We start from the raw sequence: 23,286 nt of genomic DNA on the forward strand, positions 1-23,286 counted from the left end.
CCGTCCGACGGCCACCCAGGAGGCTGGCCGCCGGCTCGATCCACCCTCAGCCGGTTCGCCGGGTGTGGGTCGGGCCCCCGTCTGCCTGCCAGGCCGCGACGAGATCCTCGCGGGCCCGGGCGACGCGGGAGCGGATCGTGCCGACCGGGCACTGGCAGACTTCCGCGGCCTCGGCATAGGACAGGCCGAGCACGTGCGTGGCCACGAACGCCTCGCGACGCTCGCGGCTCAGACCGGCGATCACCTGCTGGAGGGTGACGCCGTCGTCGGCGCCGGCCGTGATCGCACCGGCGGCCTCGGCCGCTGCCTGCCAGTCCGGCACCGAGGCCAACCGTGGCCGGGCGACAGCCGTCCGGACGTGATCAACGGCAACGCGCCGCGCGATCGTGAACACCCAGGTACGCGCCGACGAGCGGCCGGCGAAGCCGGGCAGGTTGCGAAATGCCCGCAGGAACGTCTCCTGGGTCAGGTCGTCGGCCTCACCCGGGCCGGCCAGGTGCGACAGGAACCGCCAGACCTGGTCCTGCAGGGCCCGGACGAACGCCGTGGCGGCCTGCCGGTCGCCTCGGCCAGCCTCCTGCGCCCACCGGGTCACCTGTTCGTCGTCAGCGCCGCCGTTGCGCACAGACCACCGTCCTGGGTGCCACGGGCGCTCCTCCATGCCGAGATGCCGTCATCGGATCGCGCCGCTCAGCCGCGCACTCTGGTGGTCGGCGGGCGGTCCGGGAAAGTTCCCGGGACTCCCCGTTCGGCTGACACCGCCGTCCCACGGCGGCGGGTCGGCGCGCGGCCCGGCCACTCCTGAGCGCGCCTCGAAAACGGTGGGCGCAGCTAACGAATAGCTGACATGTGGCGACCAGGCTGACTGTCATGCGAAACGCGAACGTGAAGATGATCGGCGTGGCGGTGCTGGTGCTGTCGCTCGCGGCCTGCGGCGGCGACTCGGAGGGGTCGGGGCCGCAGGTGGCCACGATCCCGGGCGCGACCGTGTCGGCGAGCGCCGGCCCGGCCGGTTCGACGAGCGGCGCCGACCGCCAGCTCCCCCTCGGCGCGAGCAAGCAGGAGATCGACCGCCTGTACGGCGCCTACTACGCCTGCTGGACGCAGCACGGCGTGCCGTCGGCACCGGCGGCGGACGGAGACGGCGGCCCGCTTCTCAGCTACAAGATGGACGAGAAGAAGTATCAGCCGGCCGTGGACGCGTGTGCCGACAAGGAGCCGCTCGGCGCTCCGGAGCTCGACCCGCACCAGAACCCGAACTTCGCCGACGACCTCCGCGAGAAACTGCTGTGCGTGCGGAGCCACGGCCTGTCGATGGAGATCCGGCAGCCGGGAACCGAGAACGCCGGCATCTGGGTCGCGCCGGAGACGAAGGCCAACCTGGAGAAGGCGAACAGCGACGCGGGGATGGAGATCCAGCGTCAGTGCGAGATCTCGGCCTTCACGGCGAAGTAGCCGACCGTGCGGACGAAACCCCTCATCATCACCATCACCTGCGGCGTGCTCGCGCTGGGCGGCGGGGCCTACGCCGTCCACGCCAGCGGCGGCCAGGACTCCCCGACCGCCCAGCCGGCCGCGTCCGGGGTGGCCACGGCCGAGGTGGTCCGGACCGACCTGTCCGACTACTGGACCGAGAGTGGCACGGTCGGCTACCGCAAGCAGCGCACCCTGCGCGGCGTCACGCCGGGGGTGCTCACCTGGCTGCCCCAGCCGGGCAGCACCATCGCCCGGGGCGACATCCTGTACCGGTCCGGCGACCGACCGGTGGCCCTCTTCTACGGGCCGTCGCCGATGTTCCGCGACATCGACGTGGTCGGCATGGTCGGCCGCGACGTCAAGGTGCTCGCCGACAACCTCCGGGCGCTCGACTACCGGATCGGGCAGCAACCCACACCGGGAACCCGGGTCACCGTCCAGGGCGGGCCGGCGTCGAACGCGACCGGCCAGGACGCGGACGGGAAGGCTGGCGGGTCCGGGCCACCTTCGCCGCCGGCGGGATCCGGCACGAAGGCGTACCAGACCGTGTTGACCAGCCAGGACGCCGTCTTCACCCCATCGCTCAAGGACGCCGTGCGACGCTGGCAGGCGGCCAGGGGGATCCGACCGGCGACCGGCACCGTGACACTCGGCGACATTGTGGTGCTGCCCGGCGCGGTGCGGGTGGGCGCGGCGTCGGCACAGCTCGGCGACGACGCGACAGGCAACCTGATGGCGATCAGCGATCAGACCAAGGCGGTCACCGTCGAGATCGACGCCAGCCGGGCCGACGACCTCCGGGCGGGGCAGAAGGTGCAGATCACCTTCCCGGACAGCTCGCACACCAGCGGCACCATCAATTCGGTGAGCAGCAACGTCCAGGCCGCCCAGTCGGACGGCGGCAACCCGGGCTCGGAGGACCCGAAGGTGCAGGTCGTCATCGCGGTGGACAATGCCTCGGCGATCCAGAACATCAGCTCGGCCGCCGTCGAGGTCCGGTTCACCGGCACCACCGAGCACGACGTCCTCGCCGTCCCGGTCGGCGCACTGCTCGCGCTCAGCGGCGGCGGCTACGGCGTCCAGATCTCCGAGGGCGCCCTGACCGCGGTGACCGTGGGCCTGTTCGCCGACGGCATGGTGCAGATCACGGGTACGGGCATCACCGCCGGCACCCGGGTGGTGACGACGTCGTGACCACGGTGCTGGAGATCGACGGCGCCAGCCGGCGCTACGGCGAGGCCGTGACGGCGCTGCGCGACGTCTCGTTGCGGATCGACGCGGGCGAGTTCGTGGCCATCCTGGGGCCGTCCGGGTCGGGAAAGTCCACCCTGCTCAACATCATGGGCACCCTGGACCGGCCCACCGAGGGCCGGGTGCTGATCGGCGGGCGGGACGTCACCACCATGTCCGACCGGCAACTGTCCAGCCTGCGCGGCCGCTGGCTGGGCTTCGTGTTCCAGCAGTTCCATCTCACCGACGGGCTGACCGCGACCGAGAACGTGGCGACCGGCCTGCTCTACGCCGGCGTACACCGCCGGCACCGCCGGGCGCTGGCCCTGGCGGCGCTGGAGCGGGTCGGCCTGGCCCACCGCGCCGAGCACCACCCGCAGGCGCTCTCGGGCGGCGAACGCCAACGGGTGGCGATCGCCCGGGCGCTGGTCAACCGGCCCGCGCTGGTGTTGGCCGACGAGCCGACCGGTGCGCTCGACACGGCCACCGGCTCGGCCGTGCTCGACCTGCTCACCGAGCTGAACCGGGGCGGGACCACGATCGCGCTGATCACCCACGACCACGAGGTGGCCGCCCGGGTGCCCCGACAGATCCGCATCCTGGACGGCCGGCTGGTGGCCGACTCGGCGGCGAGCGGTGCGCTGGCATGAGGCGTACCCGTCACGCGGCGAGCGTGGACCGGGATGCCGCACCGGTCCGTCTCGCCCCGGCCGATCTGGTCGGTCTGGGCCTGCTCGGCCTCCGCACGCGTACGGCGCGAGCCGCGCTGTCGGCGCTCGGCATCGCCATCGGCATCGCCACCCTGGTCCTGGTCACCGGGATTCCCGCGTCGAGCCAGCGGGCGCTCGAGGAGAAGCTGGCCGCCCTGGGCACCAACCGACTACAGGTCACACCGGCGCCCAACCGTGAGCCACCGGTCCAGTTGCCCGTCGAGTCGGTGGACATGGTGTCCCGGATCGCGCCGGTGACGGTGGCGAGCGCGACAGCCGACTTCGGGCTGAACGTCGCCCGCTCCGACCGGACCGGCCCCGGCGACTACAACGCGATCGCGGTCGTCGCCGCCAGGACGAACCTGCTCGCGGCGATCGACGGCCGGGTACGGTCCGGCCGTTTCCTGGATTCCGCGATGGAGCGCCTGCCGACTGTGGTCCTCGGCTCGGTCGCCGCCCAGCGGCTCGGCTTCACCACAGTCGACCTCTCCCGGCCGGTCCAGGTCCACCTTGGCGGGCAACGGTTCAGCGTGATCGGCATCCTCGACCCGGTGCCACTCGCGCCCGAGATCGACCGATCGGCGATGATCGGCTGGGAGACGGCCGACCGCCTGCTGCGCTTCGACGGGCACCCGACGCGGATCTACGTGCAGACCACCGACGCCCAGGTGGCGGCGGTGCGCTCGGTCCTGGCCGCCACTGCCAACCCGGAGCATCCGAGCGACGTACTTGTCAGTCGCACCTCGGACGGGCTCGCCGCCAAACAGGCGGTGCGGCAGACCTTCAGCTCGCTGCTGCTCGGGCTGGCCGGGATCGCGTTGCTCGTCGGCGGCATCGGGGTGGCGAACACGATGTACATCTCGGTGCTGGAGCGGCGCCGCGAGATCGGCCTGCGCCGGGCCCTGGGCGCGAACCGGGGCCAGGTACGGATCCAGTTCGTGACCGAGTCGATCGTGCTGTCGGCGCTTGGCGGCACAGCGGGCGTGCTGGCCGGCGCGGTGGCCGTCGCGGGCTATGCCACCCTCCAGCACTGGCCGGTGAGCATCCCACCGGCGGCGGTCGCCGCCGGACTGGGAGGTGCGCTCGTCATCGGGGTGTTGGCGGGGGTCTATCCGGCGATGCGGGCCGCCTCGCTCGACCCCACCGAGTCACTGTCGAGCGTCTGAGCGGCCGTTAGGAATCTGTCAGGTCGGGCCGGAAATCGGTTCGGTGCCGCAGGTGCGACCTATCATCGCCGGCATGTGTGCGATGGTCCTGGTCGCTGACGACGATCTGCGGCACGCGGAGGGGATCCGCCGCTACCTCGTTGCCGCCGGCCACGAGACGATCGTGGTGCACGACGGGCGGGCGGCGCTGGACGCCGCCCGCCGGGACCGGCCCGACCTGCTGATCCTGGACGTGATGATGCCGGGGCTGGACGGCCTGCAGGTGTGCCGCACGCTGCGGCAGGAGTCGGACGTCCTGGTGCTCATGCTCACCGCGCGCAGCGCCGAGAGTGACCTGCTGCTCGGGCTGGAACTCGGCGCCGACGACTACCTGACCAAGCCGTTCAGCCCGCGGGAACTGGTGGCCCGCACCCGCACCCTGCTGCGCCGCGCGTCCCGGGGCGCGCCCCAGCCTCCCGCCCGGGGCATCCGGCAGACCGGCCGGATCACCGTCGACCCGGTCGGACACCACGTGACCGTCGACGGCGAGCGGATCGAGTGCACCCGGGGCGAGTTCGCCATCCTGGCCGCCATGTCCGAGCAGCCGGACCGGGTCTTCACCCGCGCGCAGCTCCTGCACCACACCCGTGGCCTCGACCGCAGCTCGACCGAGCGGACAATCGACGTCCACGTGATGAACCTGCGCCGCAAGATCGAAGACGATCCGAGACGTCCCCGGCAGTTGCTCACCGTGCACGGTGTGGGCTACAAGCTGGCTCCGAGTCCGACGCCGTGAGCAGGGACCGGGTGCCGCTGCGGCACAGCCTGGTGACCCGGCTGCTCGTCGCCTCCGTGGCGATCGCGCTTGCCGCGATCTCGGCCACCGCCTGGCTGGCGGCGACGACCACCACCCGCGCGATCAACTACGAGCAGGGCGGGGCTGTCGCCGACGAGAGGGCCGTCTACCAGGCGCTTGTCGGGTACGCGGCCACCCACCACGACTGGTCCGGGGCCGCCGACCTGGTTCGCTCGCGCGCCGCCGAGCTGGGCCGGCGCATCACGCTGACCACCGACGACCACACGATCATCCTGGATTCGCAGGCCGGACCCGCGCTGCGGAACATCCGTCCCTCGGCGGTGGTGGATCCGCTCCAGGTCGACCTCGGCCTGACCGGCGGCACCGAGCACATCGACGAGCGAGCCGTCGGACCCTACGTCGTGCCGACCGAAGACCGGTACGTGCTGGGCGAGGTAGCCAAGAACACCCTGACCTGCTTCAACAAGATGGGCTACGACGGCGTCATCGAGGTCGCCAAGACCGGCCGCCCGAGCGTCGTCCTCACCACCGTCCGCGCCGAGGCCGAGCGGCCACTGACCCGGTCCGTGACCGAGAGCTGTGGGTTCGAACTCGACAGCCTGGTTAGTCCCGCCGAGAAGCAGGCACTCCAGACGCTCACCACCTTGACCGCCCGCTGTCTCAGCCTGGGCGACCGCGCCTCCCAGTTACGCATCACGCCGGCCTTCACGGCATATCTGGGCGATTCGGCGGTCGTCCGGACCGCGCACGAGGACACCCAGGTGAAGCCGCCGTCACAGCTCACACCGGCCGGGCCGGTCGGCGTCGTGCAGGGCTGCATCGAATCAGGGCGCAGGACCCAACTCCGACCGTACGTGGCGCCCCGCGCGCTGCTGTTCGTCACCGCCCCCGGCACCGGCCGCACCACGCTGAGCCTGTCCGGCGGCAGCATCGGACGAATCGTGGGGGTCACCGGCGCGGTCCTGCTCGCCACCGTCGCGGCGACCGTACTGGTCGGGCGGCGCCTGGTGCGGCCGCTGCGCGACCTCGCCGTCGCGGCCGAACTGCGCACGCCCGCGCCGGTGTCCGGCCGCGACGAGATCGGCCGGTTGGCGCGTGCCCTGAACGACTCCGCGCAACGCCGGGAACGGGCCGAGGCGCAACGCCGCAGCATGGTCAACGACGTGGCGCACGAGCTGCGTACGCCACTGAGCAACATCCGGATCTGGCTGGAGGCGGCCCAGGACGACCTGGCCCCGACCGACGCCCAACTGCTGGCGCTGTTGCACGAGGAGGCGCTGCTGCTCCAGCACATCATCGACGACCTCGGCGACCTGGCGGCCGCCGACGCGGGCACGCTGCGGATCAACCCGGAGCCGACCGACCTGCGGGACGTGCTCACGCACGTGGTCGACAGCCACCGGGGCGGTGCGCTCGCGGCCGGGGTGCGCCTGGAACTCAGCGTCGTGGGCGATCCGGTGGTGCACGCCGACCAGGTGCGCCTGCGACAGGTGGTCGGCAACCTGATCTCGAACGCCATCCGTCACACCCCGTCCGGCGGCTCGGTCACTGTCGGCGCGAACGGCACGACCATCTCCGTACGGGACACCGGCAGCGGCATCGCCGCGGCGGACCTGCCGAGGATCTTCGACCGTTTCTGGCGGGCCGACGAGTCGCGCAGCCGGGTGACCGGCGGCAGCGGGCTCGGCCTGGCGATCGCGCGCCACCTGACCGAGGCACACGGCGGCACGATCGAGGTGCAGAGCGAGCCGGGCCGGGGCACACTCTGCACCATCCGACTGCCGGGCCTCGGCGGCTGAGACGGCGGTTCCGCCGCCAACCGCCGGGACCACAGCACGGACCGGGGTACGTGTCAGCGGACCAGCCCGATGCCGGTGAACGACCTGTCGTACTCGGTGAACGACTGGTTGTTGTACGGCGCGTAGATCCAGGTCCGCAGCGAGTTGGCGGCGGTGTCGACCTCGACCAGGCGGACCGGGTTGGTGGAGTTGGAGTGGAACGTCTGGAGGAACGAATAGATCTTGTTGCCGTTGACTCCGGTGTCGACCCGGTTGCCGGCGATGCCGGTGTGACCGGAGAAGACGAACCGGATGTTGGCGTACTGCTTGACCAGGTTGTCGAAGAGATACTGCGGGCTGGTCTCGCCGTAGGCGGCGCTCTGCTCGATGGTGCCGTTGCCGTCGATGTAGTCGTGGGTGACGACGATGACGTTGTGCCGGGGGTTGGCGGCGACGACGTTCCTGGCCCAGTTGACGGCCGCGACCCGGGGCCACAGCTCCAGGGTCAGCACCATCCACTGCACGCCGCCGGCCTCGAAGGTCGAGTACGAGTTGTCGACCTTGCCGGCTTCGAACTGTCCCTTGACCCCGCGGTACTGGCTGACGGTGAAGTACTGGTTGAACACTGTGGTGTCGCGCAGGAGTTCCCGGGTGTGGGCGGGGTCGCGGGCGGAGCCGCCGACGCCGGTGGCCTGGGTGTCGTGGTTGCCGAGGGCCAGGGCGTACGGGATGGCGGCGTTTTCGATCGGGCGCATCGCGTTGCGGGCGATGACGTACTGCGAGTGGTCCGGGGTGTCCCAGTTGACCACGTCACCGGAGGAGGTCACGAAGCGGAGGTCAAGCGCGGACCGGTTCTGCACCAGCCAGTTCGTACGGTTGAGGAAGCGGGTGTCGCCACTGTTGAGCACCTCCTGCTGGGTGTCCGGCAGGACGGCGAAGCTGAACTTCGTGTCGGTGGCGCCGGCGGTCTCCATCCGCGCGTACGCGATGTGGACGTTGCGGTCGCAGGTGTCGGTCCGGAAATCGTTGATGAGCTGGATCTGCACGGTGTGCTGGCCGGCGCCGACCGCCGCGCCGACCGGGTACGTGCCGTAACTGGTAGCGCTGACGATGGTGGTCTGGCCGACACTGACGCCGTCGACGGTCACCCGTACGGTCGGCCAGCCCTGGCAGTTGTCACCGATGGCCCCGATCAGCACCCGGCCGGAGCCATTGACGCTCGTGGTGGCGTAACTGGAATTGCCCCACAGCGACGCGTGCGTTCCGGAGGCGGGCACCGGGGTGCCGGTGGCCGTACGGATCGCACCGCCCACGACGCTGAACTGGGAGGGCTCGGCGGCGTGCGCCGTACCGCCGGCGACTGTTCCTCCCGCCACGGCGACCGCCACCGCCGCGGACATCGCCACGAACCTTGACCTGGATCTCGTGATACGCACCGCTGATCCTCTCCTGCCGATACGCCCAAGAATTGGACATTCGCAGCCTAGAGAGGATCGGGTCGACACATGTGAATGCCGTGCAACCATCCTGGGTACCCGGTCTGCACTTTCCGTTGCGCACGGATCACCTCGCGGAGGTCGCGCGTGGGACCGGGCACCCCGACAGGCGTTACGACTCAGCGGTCCGCCGCCCGGGGAGGCGACCGGCTCCGCCCTGTCGTGTCCGCCCTACCGCGAGGTGCCGCCGCCGGGCCGACCCGCGCCGGCGCTGGAGGGCCGGTGGGCGATGCGGGGAGCCCGCACGGCCGAGGAGTTGCCGGACCCCGGGCGGTAGTCGCGGGCGGCAGCGGCCACCATCTCGTCGGGATCGCGGGCGAGGGCCTGCCGGATGTGCGCCGGAACGATCTCGGAGGTCGCCATCGCCAGGCGGACCTGCACCGAACGGTCGTCGAGCAGGCCAGACAGGTCCGCCTCGTCCAACTCGACGGCACGCACCAGCGCGACACGGACGTCGACCACCGGGTCGGTGGCGAGCGCGCTGCGCTGCGCGGCGGTGGTCCGCGGGTTGCGGGCCAACCCCTTGCGCACGCGTGCGGTGCGATCGGCCAGCAGGGCGGTGAGCACGTCCGGGTCGTGGGTGTGGGTGGCGAGTCGCTCCCGTACCTCGGGTGAGACGTCGTCGACGAGCTTGGCGGCCAGCTCCGGCTCCAGGTCCCGGCGCTCCGCGAGGAGACCGCGAAGCTCCTTGTCCGATGCCTCGGACATGACCCGGCGGATCGACTCGTCACAGGCGGGGTTGCCGGCGACCGCCCAGCGGATCCACCGGTCGGCGTCCTTGACGAGACGCATGAGGTTGGCGATCGAGGCCGAGGGGTTGCTCGCCACGGCCTCGCGCACCTGACGATCATGGTCGCGGGTCAGCGGTCGCAGTGCCTGTGCGGGCGCGTCGGCCCGAGCGGCGACCGCCTTACGGACCGCTGGCGACGGATCGGACGCCAGGTCGATAAGTGTCATCTGTGGCGTGGTGGGGTCCTGGGCGAGGGCGAGCCGGGCGTCAGCGCTGCCACCGATCGGACGGTGGTCGGCGACGTCGGACCCGCTGTGACGGTCGGGCTCGCCGACGTCCTGCTGTTTCCCCATGGCGCAATCATGTCACGCGCCACCGGAGGCCTCAGGAGGCGACCGCTCCCGGTTCGGCCGGGGCGGGCGCGGCGGTGACCCGGGCGGGTAGTCGCAGGCCGGACATGCCGCCGTCCACCGGAAGCGACGACCCGGTCACCGACCCGGTCGACGGCGACGCGAGGTAGACGACGGCGGCGGCCACCTCGTCGGCGGTCACCAGCCGCCCCGTCGGCTGGCGGGACGCGAGTTGCCGTTTCTCCGCCGTCGGGTCGGCCGCGCCGGCGAGCAGGCGGGCCACCCAGGGCGTGTCCACGGTGCCGGGGGCGACGCAGTTGACCCGGACCCCCTCGGTCACCAGGTCGGCGGCCATGGCGAGGGTGAGGGCGTGCACGGCGCCCTTCGACGCGGAATAGAGGGCGCGTTGGGGCAGGCCGACGGTCGCCGCGATCGAGGAGACGTTGACGATCACCGCAGCCGACGACCGGCGCAGGTACGGCAGGGCGACGGCACTCATCCGGGCCACCCCGGACACGTTGACGTCGAGCACCCGGCTCCACAGCTCGTCGTCGTTGTCCTCCACCGTGCCCACGGCGGAGATGGCGGCGTTGTTGACCAGGATGTCGATGCCGCCGAAGGTGTCGGCGACCGAGGCGACGGCCGCACCGAGGGAGGACCGGTCTGCCACGTCGGCCCGGACGCCGTGGACGCGCGGGTCCTCGGGGAGGCCCGACAGGTCCAGGTCCAGTACGCCCACCCGGGCTCCGGCGGCCAGGAACGCCCGCACGCAGGCGTGGCCGATCCCCGAGCCACCTCCGGTCACCACCGCCACCAGACCGTCACACCGCATGACCCTCTCCCCTCCCGAGTAGTCCTCCGAGCCGACAGGCACCGCGATCAGGCGGCTCTCAGCGCGTTGCGCTGCCGGCCGAGGCCCTCGATCTCGACCTCCATCACGTCACCGGCGGCCAGGTACGGGAACCGGCCGGAGAGCGCCACACCCTGTGGGGTGCCGGTGTTGATGACGTCGCCCGGGTCCAGGACTGTGTACTGGGACAGGTGCCAGACCAGGTACGCCACGTCGAAGATCATGTCCTTCGTGCTGGAGTCCTGGCGGGGCTCGCCGTTGACCCAGGAGCGCAGCCGCAGCGCCTGCGGGTCGTCGATCTCGTCGGCGGTGACCAGCCACGGGCCGAGCGGTTGGAACGTCTCGCAGGACTTGCCCTTCGACCACTGACCACCGGAGACGGCGAGCTGGAAGTCACGCTCGGAGACGTCGTTCGACAGCGCGTACCCGGCGATGTGCCCGAGAGCGTCGGCCGGCGAGGCGAGGTAGCGGGCCTGCCGGCCGATCACCACCGCCAGTTCCACCTCCCAGTCGGTCTTCGTCGAGCCGCGCGGGATCAGGACGTCGTCGTACGGGCCGACGACCGTGTTGGGCGCCTTGTAGAAGATGATCGGGGCGGTGGGTGGCTCGGCACCCGACTCGGCGGCGTGCGCGGCGTAGTTCTGGCCGACGCAGAGGACCACACCGGGACGGGCGATCGGCGCGCCGACCCGCTGACCGGTGACGTCGATCTCGGGCAGGTCGCCTGCCTCGCGGACGCGCTGGACGCCGTCGCCGCCGAGGAACTCCGCGTCGATGTCGGCGGTGAGCGACGAGAGGTCGAAGTGCCGTCCGTCGACGTGCAGGACGGGGCGTTCCCGCCCGACGGGCCCGACGCGCATGAATCTCACGAACCATCCTCCGGTGCCTGGTGGCGGCAGAGTCATTTCCGATAGGATCTTGCTTCGCCAGTGTGTACTCGCTCACACCAACACAGTCAAGGCGGGTCGACGCCGCGATGCGGATAGCCCTCTTCATCACCTGCGTCAACGACATCGCATATCCGGCCACCGGCATCGCGGTCACCCGCATCCTGCGCCGGCTCGGCCACACCGTCGACTTCCCGACGGGCCAGACCTGTTGCGGGCAGATGCACGCCAACACCGGCTACCGGGCCGAGGCGATGCCGATGGTGCGCAACTACGTCGACGTCTTCGACACCTACGACGCCGTCGTCGTGCCGTCCGGGTCGTGCACCGCGATGATCCGCGACCAGTACCCGCGGCTGCACCCGCCCGCCACGTCGGTGGCCGCCCGCACCTACGAGCTGTCCGAGCTGCTCATCGACGTCCTCGGCGTCACCGATGTCGGTGCCGAGTTTCCGGAAACGGTGACCTACCACCCCACCTGCCACGGCCTGCGACTGTTGCGGCTGGGTGACCGGCCGTTGCGACTGCTGCGCGAGGTACGCGGCATCCGGCTGGTCGAGCTGGCCGACGCCGAGGAGTGCTGCGGTTTCGGCGGCACGTTCGCCCTGAAGAATCCGGACGTCTCCACCGCGATGCTCACCGACAAGTGCGCCCGGGTCGGTGAGACCGGAGCACGGGTGCTCGCCGCCGCCGACAACTCCTGCCTGGCGCACATCGGTGGCGGCCTCGACCGCCACCGGTCGGGCGTGCGGGCGCTGCACTACGCCGAGATCCTCGCCGCGACGGGGGCCACCTCGTGAACCGGCCTGTCGCACCGGCCACCGGGAGCGGACGGATCCGCACGCCGCTGCCCTTCCCCACCATGGCGAAGCCGGCCGTCGCCGACACGCAACTGCGGGCCAACCTGCACCGGGCCACCCGCACCATCCGCGCCAAACGCGCCCGGGTGGTCGACGAGGTGCCCGACTGGGAGGCCCTGCGCGACGCCGGCGCCGCGATCAAAGCGGACGTCCAACGGCGGTTGCCGGAGCTGCTGGTGCAGTTCGAGGCGTCCGTCACCGCCGCCGGCGCCACCGTGCACTGGGCCCGGGATGCGGCCGAGGCCTGCCGGATCGTGGTCGAGCTGACCCGGGCCACCGGGGCCGACGAGGTCGTGAAGGTCAAGTCGATGGCCACCCAGGAGATCGAGCTCAACGAGGCCCTGGAGGCGGCCGGGATCGCCGCGTACGAGACCGATCTGGCGGAGCTGATCGTGCAGCTCGGCGACGACACCCCGTCGCACATCCTGGTGCCGGCGATCCACAAGAACCGGACCCAGATCCAGGAGATCTTCAAGCGTCGCATGCCCGACGCGCCGGCCGACCTCAGCGACGAGCCGGCGGCCCTGGCCGAGGCGGCCCGCGCGCACCTGCGACGGCGTTTCCTCTCGGCCCGGGTCGCCGTGTCCGGTGCCAACTTCGCCATCGCCGACACCGGCACGCTCGTGGTCGTGGAGTCCGAGGGCAACGGGCGGATGTGCCTCACGCTTCCGGAGACGCTGATCAGCGTCGTGGGCGTCGAGAAGCTGCTGCCGACCTTCAGCGACCTGGAGGTCTTCCTGCAACTGCTGCCGCGGTCCTCGACGGGTGAGCGGATGAACCCGTACACCTCGTTGTGGACGGGCGTCACCCCCGGGGACGGCCCGCAGGACGTCCACGTGGTGCTTGTCGACAATGGCCGGTCCGCGGTGCTCGCCGACCCGGTCGGGCGGCCTGCGCTGTCCTGCATCCGCTGCTCCGCGTGCCTCAACGTCTGTCCGGTGTACGAGCGGGCCGGCGGGCACGCGTACGGCTCGGTGTATCCGGGGCCGATCGGGGCGATCCTGTCGCCCCAGTTGACCGGGGTGGCCGACAACGCGTCCCTGCCGTACGCGTCGACGCTCTGCGGCGCCTGCTACGACGTCTGCCCGGTGAAGATCAACATCCCGGAGATCCTGGTCCACCTCCGCCAGCAGGCGCCGCATCCGCTGGCCGAACGGGCCACCATGCGCGTCCTGTCCTGGGTGATGCGCAGCCCCCGGCGCTGGGCCGCCGCCCTGCGGCTGGCCCGCACGGGCGCGGGCCCGCTCGGCGCGTACCGCGAACGACGCACCGGCGCTCGGACGCTGCGCCGACTGCCCTGGCCCGCCTCGGCGTGGACCCGGTCGCGGGACCTGCCGCTGCCCGCGCCGCAGACCTTCCGGGAGTGGTGGGAGCAGCAGTGACCGCACGCGACGAGATCCTGGCCCGGCTCCGAACAGCCCTGGCCGACAACCCGCCGCCGGTGCCGGTGCCCCGCCGGTACCGCCGGGTCGACGACCGCCCCGACCTGGTCGAGGTCCTCGTCGACCGGCTGGTGGACTACCGGGCGACCGTCCACCGTGGCCTCGACGCCCTGGCCGGGCTGCTGGCCGAGGTCGACCGGCTCGCCGTCCCCACCGACGTCCCCGCCGACTGGTTGGCCGGCCACGGCGGGCAGGTGCACCACGACGATCCCCCGCTGACCCCGGCCGAGCTCGACGCCGTGGACGCGGTCCTCACCGGTTGCGCCGTGGCGGTGGCCGACACGGGCACCATCATCCTCGACGCCGGCCCGGCGCAGGGACGGCGAGTGCTCACCCTGGTGCCCGACCGGCACATCTGCGTCGTGCGCGTCGACCAGGTCGTCGGCCTGCTGCCGGAGGCGCTGACCCGGCTGGACCCACGCGCGCCCCAGACCTGGATTTCGGGCCCGTCCGCGACAAGCGACATCGAGCTCAACCGGGTCGAGGGCGTGCACGGCCCACGCCGCCTGGAGGTCGTGCTGGTCGGCGGCACCTCAGGACCGTGACGCCACCCGCCGGTCGCGGTCACGCCACGGCCCGCCGTCGCCGTAGTCGCCACGACACCAGCAGCACCCCGGCCGCGACCACAAGCGCCCCGCCGACGAGAGCCGCCACCCGGACTGCCGCACCGCTGCCACGGCGGGTGGCGACCACAGCCGGCGCGCCGTCGAGAATCCAGTCGTGGGAGTCCTCGCCCGCGCCGTACACCGCGCGCTGTCCGTCCGGGCCGGTGGCCGCCGCCCGGTACGCGGGGTTGAGGTCGGTCAGCGTCCGCACCGCGACGGTGACCGTGTGGACCGGCCCGGGGCAGGTGTAGTCGATTGTCGCCCCGGCCCTCGCCAGGGCCTTCGACTCGGCGACAGCGCCGAGGCAGGTACGCGCGCCGTCGGCGACCGTGATCTGCCTGAGCAGGTACGCGGAGAACAGCTCGGACGACGCGACCACCGCCGGATCCGTCGCGCGGTAGTCGACGGCACCGTCGAGCAGGACGCGCTCGGGCGGCAGCAGGCCCAGCGAGACCCCGAGCAGCGTCAGGTCGTCGGGGCCGCCGACGCGCCACCGCACCCGTACGACCTCCGGCCGCTGGTCGTCGCGCGCGACGGACACGGTCTGCGGATCGCCGGACGGGTGCGCCGCCGCAGCGACCGGCAGCGCCAGGACGGACGCGGTGACGGCCATCGCCGCCAGCGGGAGGACGGTCACCGCGCTTCGTTGACGACGTCGGTGCAGGGACACGAAGCGCTCCGGGGTCACGGCGACAGGAATCGCGCCCACGCTTCCGAACGCGCGGAAACGTGCAGGTCCGGGCAAGTGTTCGGGACCAGACCGCGACGTGAACAGTTCGTTGATCAGTTCGGTCAGCCGTCAAACCGAGTGGCACTACTGCTCACTACTGCTTAGCGTCAGGTCAGCCGTTGAATGCGGACCTTCGGGCGCACGTTCCTTAAGTGCCCTTGCTTGTGCTGGCGGACCTGCTCATCCCAGACCTCCTGGTCGTAGTCCGGGTCCGGTGGGATCCACTTGTGCGAGCCGTCGCTGTAGTGGAACTTCTCGTCACCCGGCCGCAGAATGCTCACCGAAGCCAGCCAAGGAAGCGTCTGTGCAGCGCACCCGCCGGCACCCAGGTCAGGTCCTCGGAGGCCCGCACCAACTGCGCACCAAGGTAGAGGGCCAGGGAGATCGGAGCGTCGTCGAACTCGGCGCGTAGCTCGCGCTGCCGCGTGCGGCAGGGCCAGGGCGCACCGCAGCCGTCGCAACTCCAGATCGGCAGCACCGGGCCGTGCGTGGTCATGCGCGGCCTCCGAGCAGCGCCGCCATCATCGACCGCGCCCGCCGGCTGGTCGCCCAGTCCACCTGCCAGCACGGGTACGGTGTGAGCAGCGACCACCGCACCGGGCAACCGGTGCACAGGCCGTCCTTAGCGAGCAGGATCTGCCGCTCGGCCTCGTTGCTCACTGCTCCTCCTCGGCGGGCCAGTGCCCCCGACTGATCGGGATGCGGTGTCGGCTGCGACAGGGCAGCTCCGCCCCACAGCGGCAGATCCAGCTCCACCTCCGCCACGACCAAGCCGGGCGGTGTCGCCGTGCCAGGGTCATCGCGACGGCGATCAGGTACTGGTCGTAGGTCACTCGTCGCCATGGTGGCGTCCTGTCCCGCATCACTGGCTCCCTCCACCGGGCAGCACTCCATGGCCGACCCCGAAACGACGGGACCGGATCTGGAACGTTCGGTAACTGCGACGCTACGATCACGACGACGGCGGTTGGACTCACCCGCAGTACGAGTGAGCAGGCCAGATGAGCTGCCGCAGCATTGGTATTACGGCGGAACGTCGACCACGGGTCAACGTAGGGATAACGCATGAGACGTCCCGGACGATCAGCACCACATCGCGGCGAGGTGACCGGCTACCTGTTCAAGCTGATCCGGGAGTCCATCCCGCTCACGCAGGAGCAACTCGCCGCAGAGCTGGACGTCGATCGCGTGACCGTACAGAGCTGGGAATCCGGGCGCCGGGCGTTCACCGCGGTACCGCTCGGGCAGGCGATCGCCGTTCGACGCCGGCTCGGACGGCTCGGCGCGAGCACACTCCTGCTCGCAGCACTTGACGACGCCGCCGAGGCGGATCTCATCCTCGCCGCCGTCCTCGACGAGCATGTGGGCCGCTGCGAGATCGCCGAACAGCCGCTGGGCTGGTCCGTACTCACCCACCGTCTGACCGACTTGATCCTCTGGGCCGTCCTCGGGCAGACACCGACCTTCGCCAGAGGGCTACCCGTCGCCCGTCCCCGGCGGGGTCCAGTCGCGTCCGGGCCGACCCTGCCCGTCGACGAGCAACGTGCGTTCTTCGCTCACCTCCGCGTGCTTGCCGATCGCGCTGCAACCGGACGGCACCGGAACGTGCTGCTTCACCGGCAAGCCTGCTTCCTTGCCGGCATGGACCCCACCAAGGCAGCAGTAGGTTGGCTCACCCAGACCACCACCCGAGCACGCCGCACGACGATTTTTCGCACCTGGTCACCGCTGTGGCCCGACGCCCGCTCCGTCGTCACGTCCCTCGCTAACCAGGGCGACCCGGAACCGTTACGAGACTTCATCGCTCGCGCGCATCCCGATGACGCCTGCGAGCGAGCGGCTCTCAACTACTCGGCCTACTGGGTGGGCGAGATCCCCTACCGCCACCGCGACGACTCCTTCATGCCCGAAGCGCTTGCTGACTGGCACGGCTCAGTCCTTCTTCGGCACCTGGTCCATCGCCTCGATCCAGGGCATCCCTTCGTTGACCTCAACATCCACAACGTCTGGGCTCTGCTGGCCGCACGACGCGGTCTCGCTCTCGACAACCCCGCCGCGACTGGGGCGCTCCTCGACCGCAGTGCCCCGCTCCTGGACAGTGACCGGATCTCCGCGCAGTCGCGGCAGGAACTAACCTCTATCGTCTACAGCCTGCGGGCGGACGGACTCACCGGCACAGGGACGGGCAGATGACCGACGATCACGACGCCGCCGGAGCGATGAACTTCATCTTCGAAGCTGGCGTCCTCAAACGCGCTGCCAGGACCGGATGGTGGTTCGCCGGCGTCAAGCAACCCGAGTCCATCGCCGAGCACTCCTTCCGAACGGCGCTCATCGGAATGATGCTCGCCGCCATGGAGGGCGCGGACCCAGCCCGAGTTTCGATGCTCTGCACCCTGCACGACACCCAGGAAACCCGAATCACCGACATCCCGCACATCGCCAAGCGCTATCTCACCGCCGTACCCAACACCGCCGTCACCGCCGACCAGGTCGCGACCTGTCCACCGGCCGTCGTCGAAGTCATCACTGCTGCCGTCGCCGAGTACGAAGCCGGCGAGACGCTGGAAGCCGTCGTGGCCCGCGACGCCGACAAGCTGGAATGCCTCGTCCAAGCCGTCGAGTACCGCCACCAGGGCATCGACAACGTGCAGCGCTGGATCGACAGCTCACGAGCCGCGCTCAAGACCGCCAGTGCCCACCGCCTTGCCGACGCCGCCCTCAGCGGACAACCCCTGGCCTGGCTCACTCCCCCGCCGCAGGAGTAAGCGTTCACACTTGGCGTTGTATTGATCCCGGCGATGGGCACAGTCGATCAAAGTGGACGAGACGCCTCGTGACCTGGGTTTGAAGGGGTCATAGCCGGTCATCGGTAGTCACTGCTGGTCCACCTAAGACGGCCCGGGAACGGCATGATCTTGGGGCTGCCGATGCCGGACCCCAGGCGGCATCAGACGCATACGGTTTAGGAAGGGTTTAGCGTCCACCGGCCCATCCGGTGTCATAGCAGGGGGTTCACTGAACATCTCGGCGGTGACATGCTTGATCATTCCGCACATGTTCCGGATCTAGCTTGATGCCGTGGCAGGGGCGACCTCAGTGCAGCTTGCGCTCTCTCTCACGCCGACCATACGCTCCCAGCGGTCTGACACCCGAGCCGATCCGCGCCTGGGAGGCGGTGCAGTGCCGGATGGTTGGCTAGCTCGATCGACTGTCGAGCTGGGCGAGTTCCCACTGACGGGACGAGCCATGATTCTCGCCCAAGAGGCCTATCTGACCTACCCGCCCTGCGAGCCGCCCCAGGGTGAGCAAGGGATGTGCGTGCTTCTCGCGGCCGTCTACGAGAGTCAGCTCAACTTTCTCAAAGAGCGCGTCGAGGTGCTGGCCTACGTCAGGCAACCAGGGACTCCACTTGGCTGGTGACGATTGGGCGTGTGCGAGACGTAAGCCACCGTTCAGCTTCGGCAGGATCTGGGGCGTTCCCGAGCCTGCTGGGTGAGACCAGTCAGGCTGGGACTTGAGCCCTGAACCCCTCCGGCGGTCGGTGGATCATCTCAGATCGGGCGGATCGGCGTCCTGACCTGCACGAGGCTCCTCGTTGCCTTACAGCGGTTGACAGCCCTTGTCGGCGTCAATTGTGCCGGCTTGTGCCCGACGATCTTGGCCGTCGATCGCCTGCCGCCAATGTCCTGGCTCCGGCCTCGACCCCTGCCGGGGGGTGCGGCCTCAGGTTGCCTAGCAATGTCGGTGCACATCAGACAGTGTCAACGGGCAGGTAGAGAGCATCGGTACGTGATGACTGGTGGTGCTCAACAGCGGAGGGCTTGCTGCCTCGTCGCTGCCTCTGTCTAGTTTTCGTGCGTGATCGAGGCGACACTCGGTGGATGCAGTGGCTGACCGCCGTCCTGTCGTTCCTCGGCGGCCTTATCTCGGCGTCCGTCGCGGCCTACGTCGTGGTGAGGACGAACAACCAGCGGATGACCGCCGAGGTCCGGGCTCGCTGGGACGGCGCACTCTTCGAGCGAAGCGCCGCCTTCGTCGCTTCGGCGCGCACCCTGCGCCACCTGGCAGAGCATCCCTCGCGTAGCGAGGATGAGAACAGCCATCGGAAGGCGCTAGACGAAGCACACCAAGGGATGCGGGTAGCGTGCGAGCAGCTTCGGCTACTGGGCAACCAGAGGGTCCAGACCGCAGCACGGGTAGTAACTCGCCATGCCTATGCCGTAAGGGCTCAGGCCGAAGACGGCCGGGACCCTCGGGCAGCGGAGTACCCCTCCAAGTCGCCAACAGCTCGCCTCAACGACGCTCTCCAAGAGTTCTACCGCGCGGTCCGCACCCAGCTCGGCGCAGAAGACCCAGAGGCTGTTCTGCATGACGATGACTTAGAAGCCGACCGGGCTACTCAGACGGAGCTGCGGTGAGCGCTCCGTCGACAGGCAACGCCAGTCACCCGACGTCCCGCTTACAAGCTCTGTGCACGTCGTCCGGGAACGGCTGCACGCTCGGAGTTTCATCCATGTCGGACTCTTAGCGTGCTTGCGTCCGGCGCGGTTGCTGTCAGCGTTGCTGTCGACAGCCATCCGGCAGGCGACCCAGGCCGACCCCCGCTGGGGGGACGCGGATTCATGCTGTCGGTCTTTGCCAGTTAGTAGCGGCCGGCATCGACGAACAGGTGGCGGGCCTCGTCGGTTCAGGTCGGGCCCCGGCCCGCATCAAACTTCGCGCTGCCTTCTTACTGCCCGCCGGCCGACGCGTCCCTAGCGCTGAAGAATTCGGCCGGCTCGGGCCGCACGCTCCGGATCTTGAAGGTCCAGGCCATCCTGAGTCAGCCAGTAGTCAGGCTGCGACGGCCTAGCGCTTATGCGACCAGGCCGATGGTCATAGAGCGATATCATGTGCTGTCGGTGCTGCCCTGTACTCGATTCCCGACGCCCCGGAAGGGGTGGCTGGTGTCTACCGGCCGTCCACGTCTCATGAAGATCGCGAAGTTCACAGCAGTCTCATTGCTTGTACTGGCGCTGCTAGTGGTCTCAGCCATCTCCGGAGGGGTGGGAGCGATGGTCTGCAACCTGATGGTTGATCTTGCCGCAGCTGTGATGGCCGGGAGTCGGGTAGAGGGCAGCACCTCGTCGTCACCTACGTGCCGCCGCCCCTGCCGGTGACCCCGCACTTGTAAGTTCTGGGCGCTCCGTTTAGGCCGGCCCGCGTCTGCATCTGACCTCGGGCGGCAATCCGTGGCTGTCCACCCGCAGCTATCCCCGTCTGTCGCCGTTGCTGTCGACAGCACCAGGACAACCGCTCAGGAGCAGAGGAAGTCAGGGAAGGCTCTCTTCCCGCCCGGTCTCCAATCGGCCTGCTCGACGGTGAAGTTCCGCAGCGATGGTGTCCCAGTCGGGACCGAAGGCATGTAGGTCGTTGGCCGCCACACGCAACAGCTCCATATCCTCCGGCCGTTGGAGGCAGGCCAGCCGGAGCGCGAGGTTTCGCGCCCAGACCGGAAGACCTATCCAGGCCTCCTCAGGCAGCACCTCCAGCATCGCCACGATCTCGTCAGCCGATGCGAAGGTCACCACCTCAACATATGCACTGGCAACGCGTTCGCTGTACCGTCGACCAGCGAGCAGCCGGGCCAACTCAAGCAGCGACATACACTCCGGGGCGTAGGGCTCGGCGTCAGAGGACTCCTCGGGACGATCCCTCGTACTCCTATCCAGCAACGCCCGCAGCCAACCCGTCGTCTTAACGACTTAGTACTCCAGCAGGAGATCCGTTTCAAGGCTGGTGATGGCTTGTCGGGGGCGTAGTGGCTGATCTTGGCTACGATGCGTCGTTACCCTGGGCAAGGACGGCAGCATCTCCGGCGGCTTCCCGCTCAGCGGCGAGGGCGTCAGAACCAACCCGCCGGCCTAACCACCGCATCCACGGGAGACCCATGGAAGTCAACGATTACGTCCGGCTCAGCCCCCGGATCATCGACCAGGTCGCACCCAAGATCAGCCCGAAGTACCGGTCGATGGTCCTGATGGCCAGAGGCGCCGGCGCCTGGGACCACGCGATCACGGACCTCGTCGGCGCCCTGTCGGAGGAGGACGTCGTGATCACCACGGCGGAGAAGGACGCGCTGCGGGAGCTCATGGAGTACCTCCGGGAACCTCTGACCTACCTGGAGCAGATCCGGACCTCGGACTGACGGCCGAAGCGTCGACCACCCACACCTGAGGCGTCACCAGATCAACCGCGGCCGTCGCCAGCCGCCGCCGCACACCGGCGACATCCCAGGTCGAGGACGTCAAGAACTGCTGCAAGTGCTGGTGATCGACCCCGAGCCGCTGCGCCATCGGCTGCATCGACTTACGCCGGCCGTCCAGCATCAGCCCACGCAGATACCGCAGACCAGTCGCCCGCTGATCCGAGCGCCGCAACCCCGCGAAGATCCCCGCCGCGAAGTCCTCCAACCGCGCCCGCAACCGAACGAGATCCCGCTCATCCACGCACCGCAGCCAAACACCGCCACAACACCCATACAAGCGACACGCCACAACGACCTAACAAAGCACTACTAGTACTTCAGCAGGAGATCCATCCGTTCTGACCTGCTGCGGCGGTGTGGTTTTGTCCGTGGGCGGGGAGCAGCCACCGCTGAGTCTCGTGGTTGTGTGGACCAAAGATACGGCGGTGGCTGCCGCCTACAGAGTAGACGTCCAGCGATGGTCTGGGCTGTTTGACGAGCTGATGGACGTGGTCGGGTCGCGCTTCGGCCGGCCTGAGCCGCGTCGGCGGGTGCGGGACTTCATGGCCGGGCTGCTGGCGCCGTTGCCGACGAAGAACTGTTGGACGATCGCGGAACACGCCGGTGACGACGGGCCAGGAGGATTGCAGGACCTGATCGGTCGGGCCAGGTGGGACGACGCGCAGGTCCGCGCCGACGTGCGGGACTTCGTCGCGGTCAAGCTCGGGCACCCGGACGGTGTGCTGCTGATCGACGAGACCGGTGACCTGAAGAAGGGCGTGCACACCGTCGGGGTGCAACGGCAGTACTCCGGCACCGCCGGGAAGATCGAGAACTGCCAGCTCGCGGTGCACCTTTCCTATGCTTCACCAGCCGGGCACACCCTGGTCGACGTCGCTCTCTACCTGCCGAAGTCCTGGACCGACGACCCCGCGCGTCGGGTGGAGGCTGGAGTGCCCGACACCGTCGGCTTCGCCACGAAACCGCAGCTGGCACAGCGGCTGATCGACACCGCCGTCTCCGGTGGGCTGCCATGCCGATGGGTTGCCGGCGACGAGGCCTACGGCGGTGACCCGCACCTGGCCGCGGCGTTACGCGACCATCGACTCGGTTACGTCCTCGCGGTCGCCTGCTCGCACCGGGTCCCGACCGGGCTTGGCATCCAGCGAGCGGACCAGATCGCCGCCGGCCTGCCGATACGGGCGTGGCAGCGGATCTCCGTCGGCCAGGGGGCGAAAGGGCACCGCTACTACGACTGGGCGTTCGTCACCCTGCCCCTGGCCGTCGACCAACACGACGGTCACCACTGGCTGCTGATCCGGCGCAACCGCACCACCGGTGAGCTGGCGTTCTACCGCTGCTGGTCACCCAACATCGTCCCCCTGCACCACCTGGTCGCCGTCGCCGGCCGACGGTGGAGCATCGAGGAATCCTTCCAGGCCACCAAGACCGGGCTCGGCCTGGACCAGCACCAACACCGCCGCTGGCGGGCCTGGCACCGCTGGACCACCCTCGTCATCGCCGCACACGCGTTCCTCGCCGCCGCCGCAGCGGCCAGCACCACCACCCCGGACGGCCTGATCCCGATCACCGTCAACGAACTCCGCCGCCTGTTCCACGCCCTGGTCATCGAACCCACCCGACGCATCGGCGACCTCATCGCCTGGTCCATCTTCCGACGCCAGCACCAAGCCGAAGCCAAGATCAGCCACTACGCACGACAAGCCCTCACTGAGCCCTGAAACGATCTCCTGCTGGAGTATTAGACGCTAGCCACTCCCCACCTGGCGAACCAGACACGGCCACAGACGCCCGGCAACAGTTCGACCCAGGTGAGTTGAAGCGGAACTAAGAGCTCCCACGCCGCTACCAGCGGCGACGCCTTCCGACACCTGCTCACACGGCGTCTTGGTGGTCATCGTTAGCGGCTGGTTGACGACGTTTGACAGTG

At 69.8% G+C, this 23,286-nt stretch carries 25 protein-coding genes and 1 pseudogene; 14 read left to right on the forward strand and 12 right to left on the reverse strand.

The window, feature by feature from the left end:
* Positions 1-46: 46 nt before the first annotated feature.
* Entirely contained in the window at positions 47-625 is a 579-nt protein-coding gene (locus AB0F61_RS11820) for a sigma-70 family RNA polymerase sigma factor (protein WP_357807382.1), read from the reverse strand.
* A gap of 245 nt (positions 626-870) precedes the next feature.
* Here AB0F61_RS11820 and AB0F61_RS11825 point away from each other — a divergent pair, with 245 nt between their 5' ends.
* From AB0F61_RS11825 to AB0F61_RS11850, 6 genes are all read left to right on the forward strand, one after another.
* Positions 871-1,455 (forward strand): hypothetical protein, encoded by a 585-nt coding sequence (locus AB0F61_RS11825; RefSeq protein ID WP_357807386.1) that lies wholly within the window; start codon positions 871-873, stop codon positions 1,453-1,455.
* Positions 1,456-1,461: 6 nt separating this feature from the next.
* Positions 1,462-2,670, forward strand: coding sequence for an efflux RND transporter periplasmic adaptor subunit (locus AB0F61_RS11830; RefSeq protein ID WP_357807388.1), 1,209 nt, complete (start codon positions 1,462-1,464; stop codon positions 2,668-2,670).
* On the forward strand, positions 2,667-3,356 hold the full coding sequence (locus AB0F61_RS11835) for an ABC transporter ATP-binding protein (RefSeq protein ID WP_357807391.1): 690 nt from the start codon (positions 2,667-2,669) through the stop codon (positions 3,354-3,356). Before AB0F61_RS11830 ends, AB0F61_RS11835 begins: the two co-directional genes overlap by 4 nt.
* Complete coding sequence (locus AB0F61_RS11840) at positions 3,353-4,582, forward strand: ABC transporter permease (RefSeq protein WP_357807394.1); 1,230 nt, start codon at positions 3,353-3,355, stop codon at positions 4,580-4,582. The genes AB0F61_RS11835 and AB0F61_RS11840 overlap by 4 nt, the downstream gene beginning before the upstream one ends.
* A gap of 73 nt (positions 4,583-4,655) precedes the next feature.
* Positions 4,656-5,357 carry a response regulator transcription factor gene (locus AB0F61_RS11845; protein WP_357807396.1) on the forward strand — a complete coding sequence of 234 codons (702 nt, stop codon included), beginning with the start codon at positions 4,656-4,658 and terminating at the stop codon, positions 5,355-5,357.
* On the forward strand, positions 5,354-7,177 hold the full coding sequence (locus AB0F61_RS11850) for a HAMP domain-containing sensor histidine kinase (protein WP_357807399.1): 1,824 nt from the start codon (positions 5,354-5,356) through the stop codon (positions 7,175-7,177). Before AB0F61_RS11845 ends, AB0F61_RS11850 begins: the two co-directional genes overlap by 4 nt.
* 53 nt (positions 7,178-7,230) lie before the next feature.
* Here AB0F61_RS11850 and AB0F61_RS11855 read toward each other — a convergent pair whose 3' ends face one another.
* The 4 genes from AB0F61_RS11855 to AB0F61_RS11870 form a co-directional block, all read right to left on the reverse strand.
* Positions 7,231-8,556: a carbohydrate-binding domain-containing protein gene (locus AB0F61_RS11855; RefSeq protein WP_357807402.1), complete on the reverse strand. Its 1,326-nt coding sequence runs from the start codon at positions 8,554-8,556 to the stop codon at positions 7,231-7,233.
* Between the two features lie 267 nt (positions 8,557-8,823).
* Entirely contained in the window at positions 8,824-9,735 is a 912-nt protein-coding gene (locus tag AB0F61_RS11860; protein WP_357807405.1) for a hypothetical protein, read from the reverse strand.
* 31 nt (positions 9,736-9,766) lie between these two features.
* Positions 9,767-10,564, reverse strand: a complete 798-nt coding sequence (locus tag AB0F61_RS11865; RefSeq protein WP_357807409.1) for an SDR family oxidoreductase — start codon at positions 10,562-10,564, stop codon at positions 9,767-9,769.
* A 47-nt stretch (positions 10,565-10,611) separates the two neighbouring features.
* Positions 10,612-11,451 (reverse strand): fumarylacetoacetate hydrolase family protein, encoded by an 840-nt coding sequence (locus AB0F61_RS11870; protein ID WP_357807412.1) that lies wholly within the window; start codon positions 11,449-11,451, stop codon positions 10,612-10,614.
* A gap of 107 nt (positions 11,452-11,558) precedes the next feature.
* On the opposite strand from AB0F61_RS11870, the gene AB0F61_RS11875 reads away from it, so the two are divergent.
* The 3 genes from AB0F61_RS11875 (at position 11,559) to AB0F61_RS11885 (ending at position 14,316) form a co-directional block, all read left to right on the forward strand.
* On the forward strand, positions 11,559-12,269 hold the full coding sequence (locus tag AB0F61_RS11875) for a (Fe-S)-binding protein (RefSeq protein WP_357807416.1): 711 nt from the start codon (positions 11,559-11,561) through the stop codon (positions 12,267-12,269).
* A gap of 62 nt (positions 12,270-12,331) precedes the next feature.
* Entirely contained in the window at positions 12,332-13,711 is a 1,380-nt protein-coding gene (locus AB0F61_RS11880; RefSeq protein ID WP_357807630.1) for a LutB/LldF family L-lactate oxidation iron-sulfur protein, read from the forward strand.
* Entirely contained in the window at positions 13,708-14,316 is a 609-nt protein-coding gene (locus AB0F61_RS11885; protein WP_357807419.1) for an LUD domain-containing protein, read from the forward strand. Before AB0F61_RS11880 ends, AB0F61_RS11885 begins: the two co-directional genes overlap by 4 nt.
* Before the next feature lie 19 nt (positions 14,317-14,335).
* Here the strand turns inward: AB0F61_RS11885 and AB0F61_RS11890 are convergent, their stop codons facing one another.
* From AB0F61_RS11890 to AB0F61_RS11910, 5 genes are all read right to left on the reverse strand, one after another.
* Positions 14,336-15,013 (reverse strand): hypothetical protein, encoded by a 678-nt coding sequence (locus AB0F61_RS11890; protein ID WP_357807422.1) that lies wholly within the window; start codon positions 15,011-15,013, stop codon positions 14,336-14,338.
* 200 nt (positions 15,014-15,213) lie between these two features.
* Positions 15,214-15,387 carry a hypothetical protein gene (locus tag AB0F61_RS11895; protein ID WP_357807425.1) on the reverse strand — a complete coding sequence of 58 codons (174 nt, stop codon included), beginning with the start codon at positions 15,385-15,387 and terminating at the stop codon, positions 15,214-15,216.
* Entirely contained in the window at positions 15,384-15,602 is a 219-nt protein-coding gene (locus tag AB0F61_RS11900; protein ID WP_357807428.1) for a hypothetical protein, read from the reverse strand. The genes AB0F61_RS11895 and AB0F61_RS11900 overlap by 4 nt, the downstream gene beginning before the upstream one ends.
* Positions 15,599-15,766, reverse strand: coding sequence for a hypothetical protein (locus AB0F61_RS11905; protein WP_357807431.1), 168 nt, complete (start codon positions 15,764-15,766; stop codon positions 15,599-15,601). The genes AB0F61_RS11900 and AB0F61_RS11905 overlap by 4 nt, the downstream gene beginning before the upstream one ends.
* Positions 15,763-15,939: a hypothetical protein gene (locus AB0F61_RS11910; protein WP_357807434.1), complete on the reverse strand. Its 177-nt coding sequence runs from the start codon at positions 15,937-15,939 to the stop codon at positions 15,763-15,765. The genes AB0F61_RS11905 and AB0F61_RS11910 overlap by 4 nt, the downstream gene beginning before the upstream one ends.
* 232 nt (positions 15,940-16,171) lie before the next feature.
* On the opposite strand from AB0F61_RS11910, the gene AB0F61_RS11915 reads away from it, so the two are divergent.
* The 3 genes from AB0F61_RS11915 to AB0F61_RS11925 all read left to right on the forward strand — a co-directional run bounded on the left by AB0F61_RS11915 (position 16,172) and on the right by AB0F61_RS11925 (position 19,527).
* A complete protein-coding gene (locus AB0F61_RS11915) occupies positions 16,172-17,299 on the forward strand; it encodes a helix-turn-helix transcriptional regulator (protein WP_357807437.1) in 1,128 nt (375 codons plus the stop codon).
* Positions 17,296-17,874: an HD domain-containing protein gene (locus tag AB0F61_RS11920; RefSeq protein WP_357807440.1), complete on the forward strand. Its 579-nt coding sequence runs from the start codon at positions 17,296-17,298 to the stop codon at positions 17,872-17,874. Before AB0F61_RS11915 ends, AB0F61_RS11920 begins: the two co-directional genes overlap by 4 nt.
* A gap of 1,116 nt (positions 17,875-18,990) precedes the next feature.
* Positions 18,991-19,527, forward strand: a complete 537-nt coding sequence (locus tag AB0F61_RS11925; RefSeq protein WP_357807443.1) for a hypothetical protein — start codon at positions 18,991-18,993, stop codon at positions 19,525-19,527.
* 894 nt (positions 19,528-20,421) lie between these two features.
* Here the strand turns inward: AB0F61_RS11925 and AB0F61_RS11930 are convergent.
* A complete protein-coding gene (locus tag AB0F61_RS11930) occupies positions 20,422-20,676 on the reverse strand; it encodes a hypothetical protein (RefSeq protein ID WP_357807446.1) in 255 nt (84 codons plus the stop codon).
* A 362-nt stretch (positions 20,677-21,038) separates the two neighbouring features.
* Here AB0F61_RS11930 and AB0F61_RS11935 point away from each other — a divergent pair, with 362 nt between their 5' ends.
* Positions 21,039-21,296: a hypothetical protein gene (locus AB0F61_RS11935; RefSeq protein ID WP_357240601.1), complete on the forward strand. Its 258-nt coding sequence runs from the start codon at positions 21,039-21,041 to the stop codon at positions 21,294-21,296.
* A gap of 10 nt (positions 21,297-21,306) precedes the next feature.
* Here the strand turns inward: AB0F61_RS11935 and AB0F61_RS11940 are convergent.
* Positions 21,307-21,597: pseudogene (locus AB0F61_RS11940) on the reverse strand (transposase); the annotation flags it as partial.
* A gap of 241 nt (positions 21,598-21,838) precedes the next feature.
* Between AB0F61_RS11940 and AB0F61_RS11945 the strand changes: the two are divergent.
* Positions 21,839-23,077, forward strand: coding sequence for an IS701 family transposase (locus AB0F61_RS11945; RefSeq protein WP_357807633.1), 1,239 nt, complete (start codon positions 21,839-21,841; stop codon positions 23,075-23,077).
* Positions 23,078-23,286 lie beyond the last annotated feature (209 nt).

This window comes from Micromonospora sp. NPDC023888 (assembly GCF_040639415.1).
In the GTDB taxonomy this organism is placed as follows: domain Bacteria; phylum Actinomycetota; class Actinomycetes; order Mycobacteriales; family Micromonosporaceae; genus Micromonospora.

Excerpts from the sequence above, each read along its gene's own strand:
- AB0F61_RS11860 (WP_357807405.1), bottom strand. The coding sequence starts at position 9,735 with ATGGGGAAACAGCAGGACGTCGGCGAGCCCGACCGTCACAGCGGGTCC.
- AB0F61_RS11865 (WP_357807409.1), bottom strand. The coding sequence starts at position 10,564 with ATGCGGTGTGACGGTCTGGTGGCGGTGGTGACCGGAGGTGGCTCGGGG.
- AB0F61_RS11935 (WP_357240601.1), top strand. The coding sequence starts at position 21,039 with ATGGAAGTCAACGATTACGTCCGGCTCAGCCCCCGGATCATCGACCAG.
- AB0F61_RS11945 (WP_357807633.1), top strand. The coding sequence starts at position 21,839 with ATGGACGTGGTCGGGTCGCGCTTCGGCCGGCCTGAGCCGCGTCGGCGG.
- AB0F61_RS11915 (WP_357807437.1), top strand. The coding sequence starts at position 16,172 with ATGAGACGTCCCGGACGATCAGCACCACATCGCGGCGAGGTGACCGGC.
- AB0F61_RS11855 (WP_357807402.1), bottom strand. The coding sequence starts at position 8,556 with ATGTCCGCGGCGGTGGCGGTCGCCGTGGCGGGAGGAACAGTCGCCGGC.
- AB0F61_RS11900 (WP_357807428.1), bottom strand. The coding sequence starts at position 15,602 with ATGACCACGCACGGCCCGGTGCTGCCGATCTGGAGTTGCGACGGCTGC.
- AB0F61_RS11920 (WP_357807440.1), top strand. The coding sequence starts at position 17,296 with ATGACCGACGATCACGACGCCGCCGGAGCGATGAACTTCATCTTCGAA.
- AB0F61_RS11925 (WP_357807443.1), top strand. The coding sequence starts at position 18,991 with ATGCAGTGGCTGACCGCCGTCCTGTCGTTCCTCGGCGGCCTTATCTCG.
- AB0F61_RS11875 (WP_357807416.1), top strand. The coding sequence starts at position 11,559 with ATGCGGATAGCCCTCTTCATCACCTGCGTCAACGACATCGCATATCCG.
- AB0F61_RS11825 (WP_357807386.1), top strand. The coding sequence starts at position 871 with ATGCGAAACGCGAACGTGAAGATGATCGGCGTGGCGGTGCTGGTGCTG.
- AB0F61_RS11840 (WP_357807394.1), top strand. The coding sequence starts at position 3,353 with ATGAGGCGTACCCGTCACGCGGCGAGCGTGGACCGGGATGCCGCACCG.
- AB0F61_RS11845 (WP_357807396.1), top strand. The coding sequence starts at position 4,656 with ATGTGTGCGATGGTCCTGGTCGCTGACGACGATCTGCGGCACGCGGAG.
- AB0F61_RS11880 (WP_357807630.1), top strand. The coding sequence starts at position 12,332 with ATGGCGAAGCCGGCCGTCGCCGACACGCAACTGCGGGCCAACCTGCAC.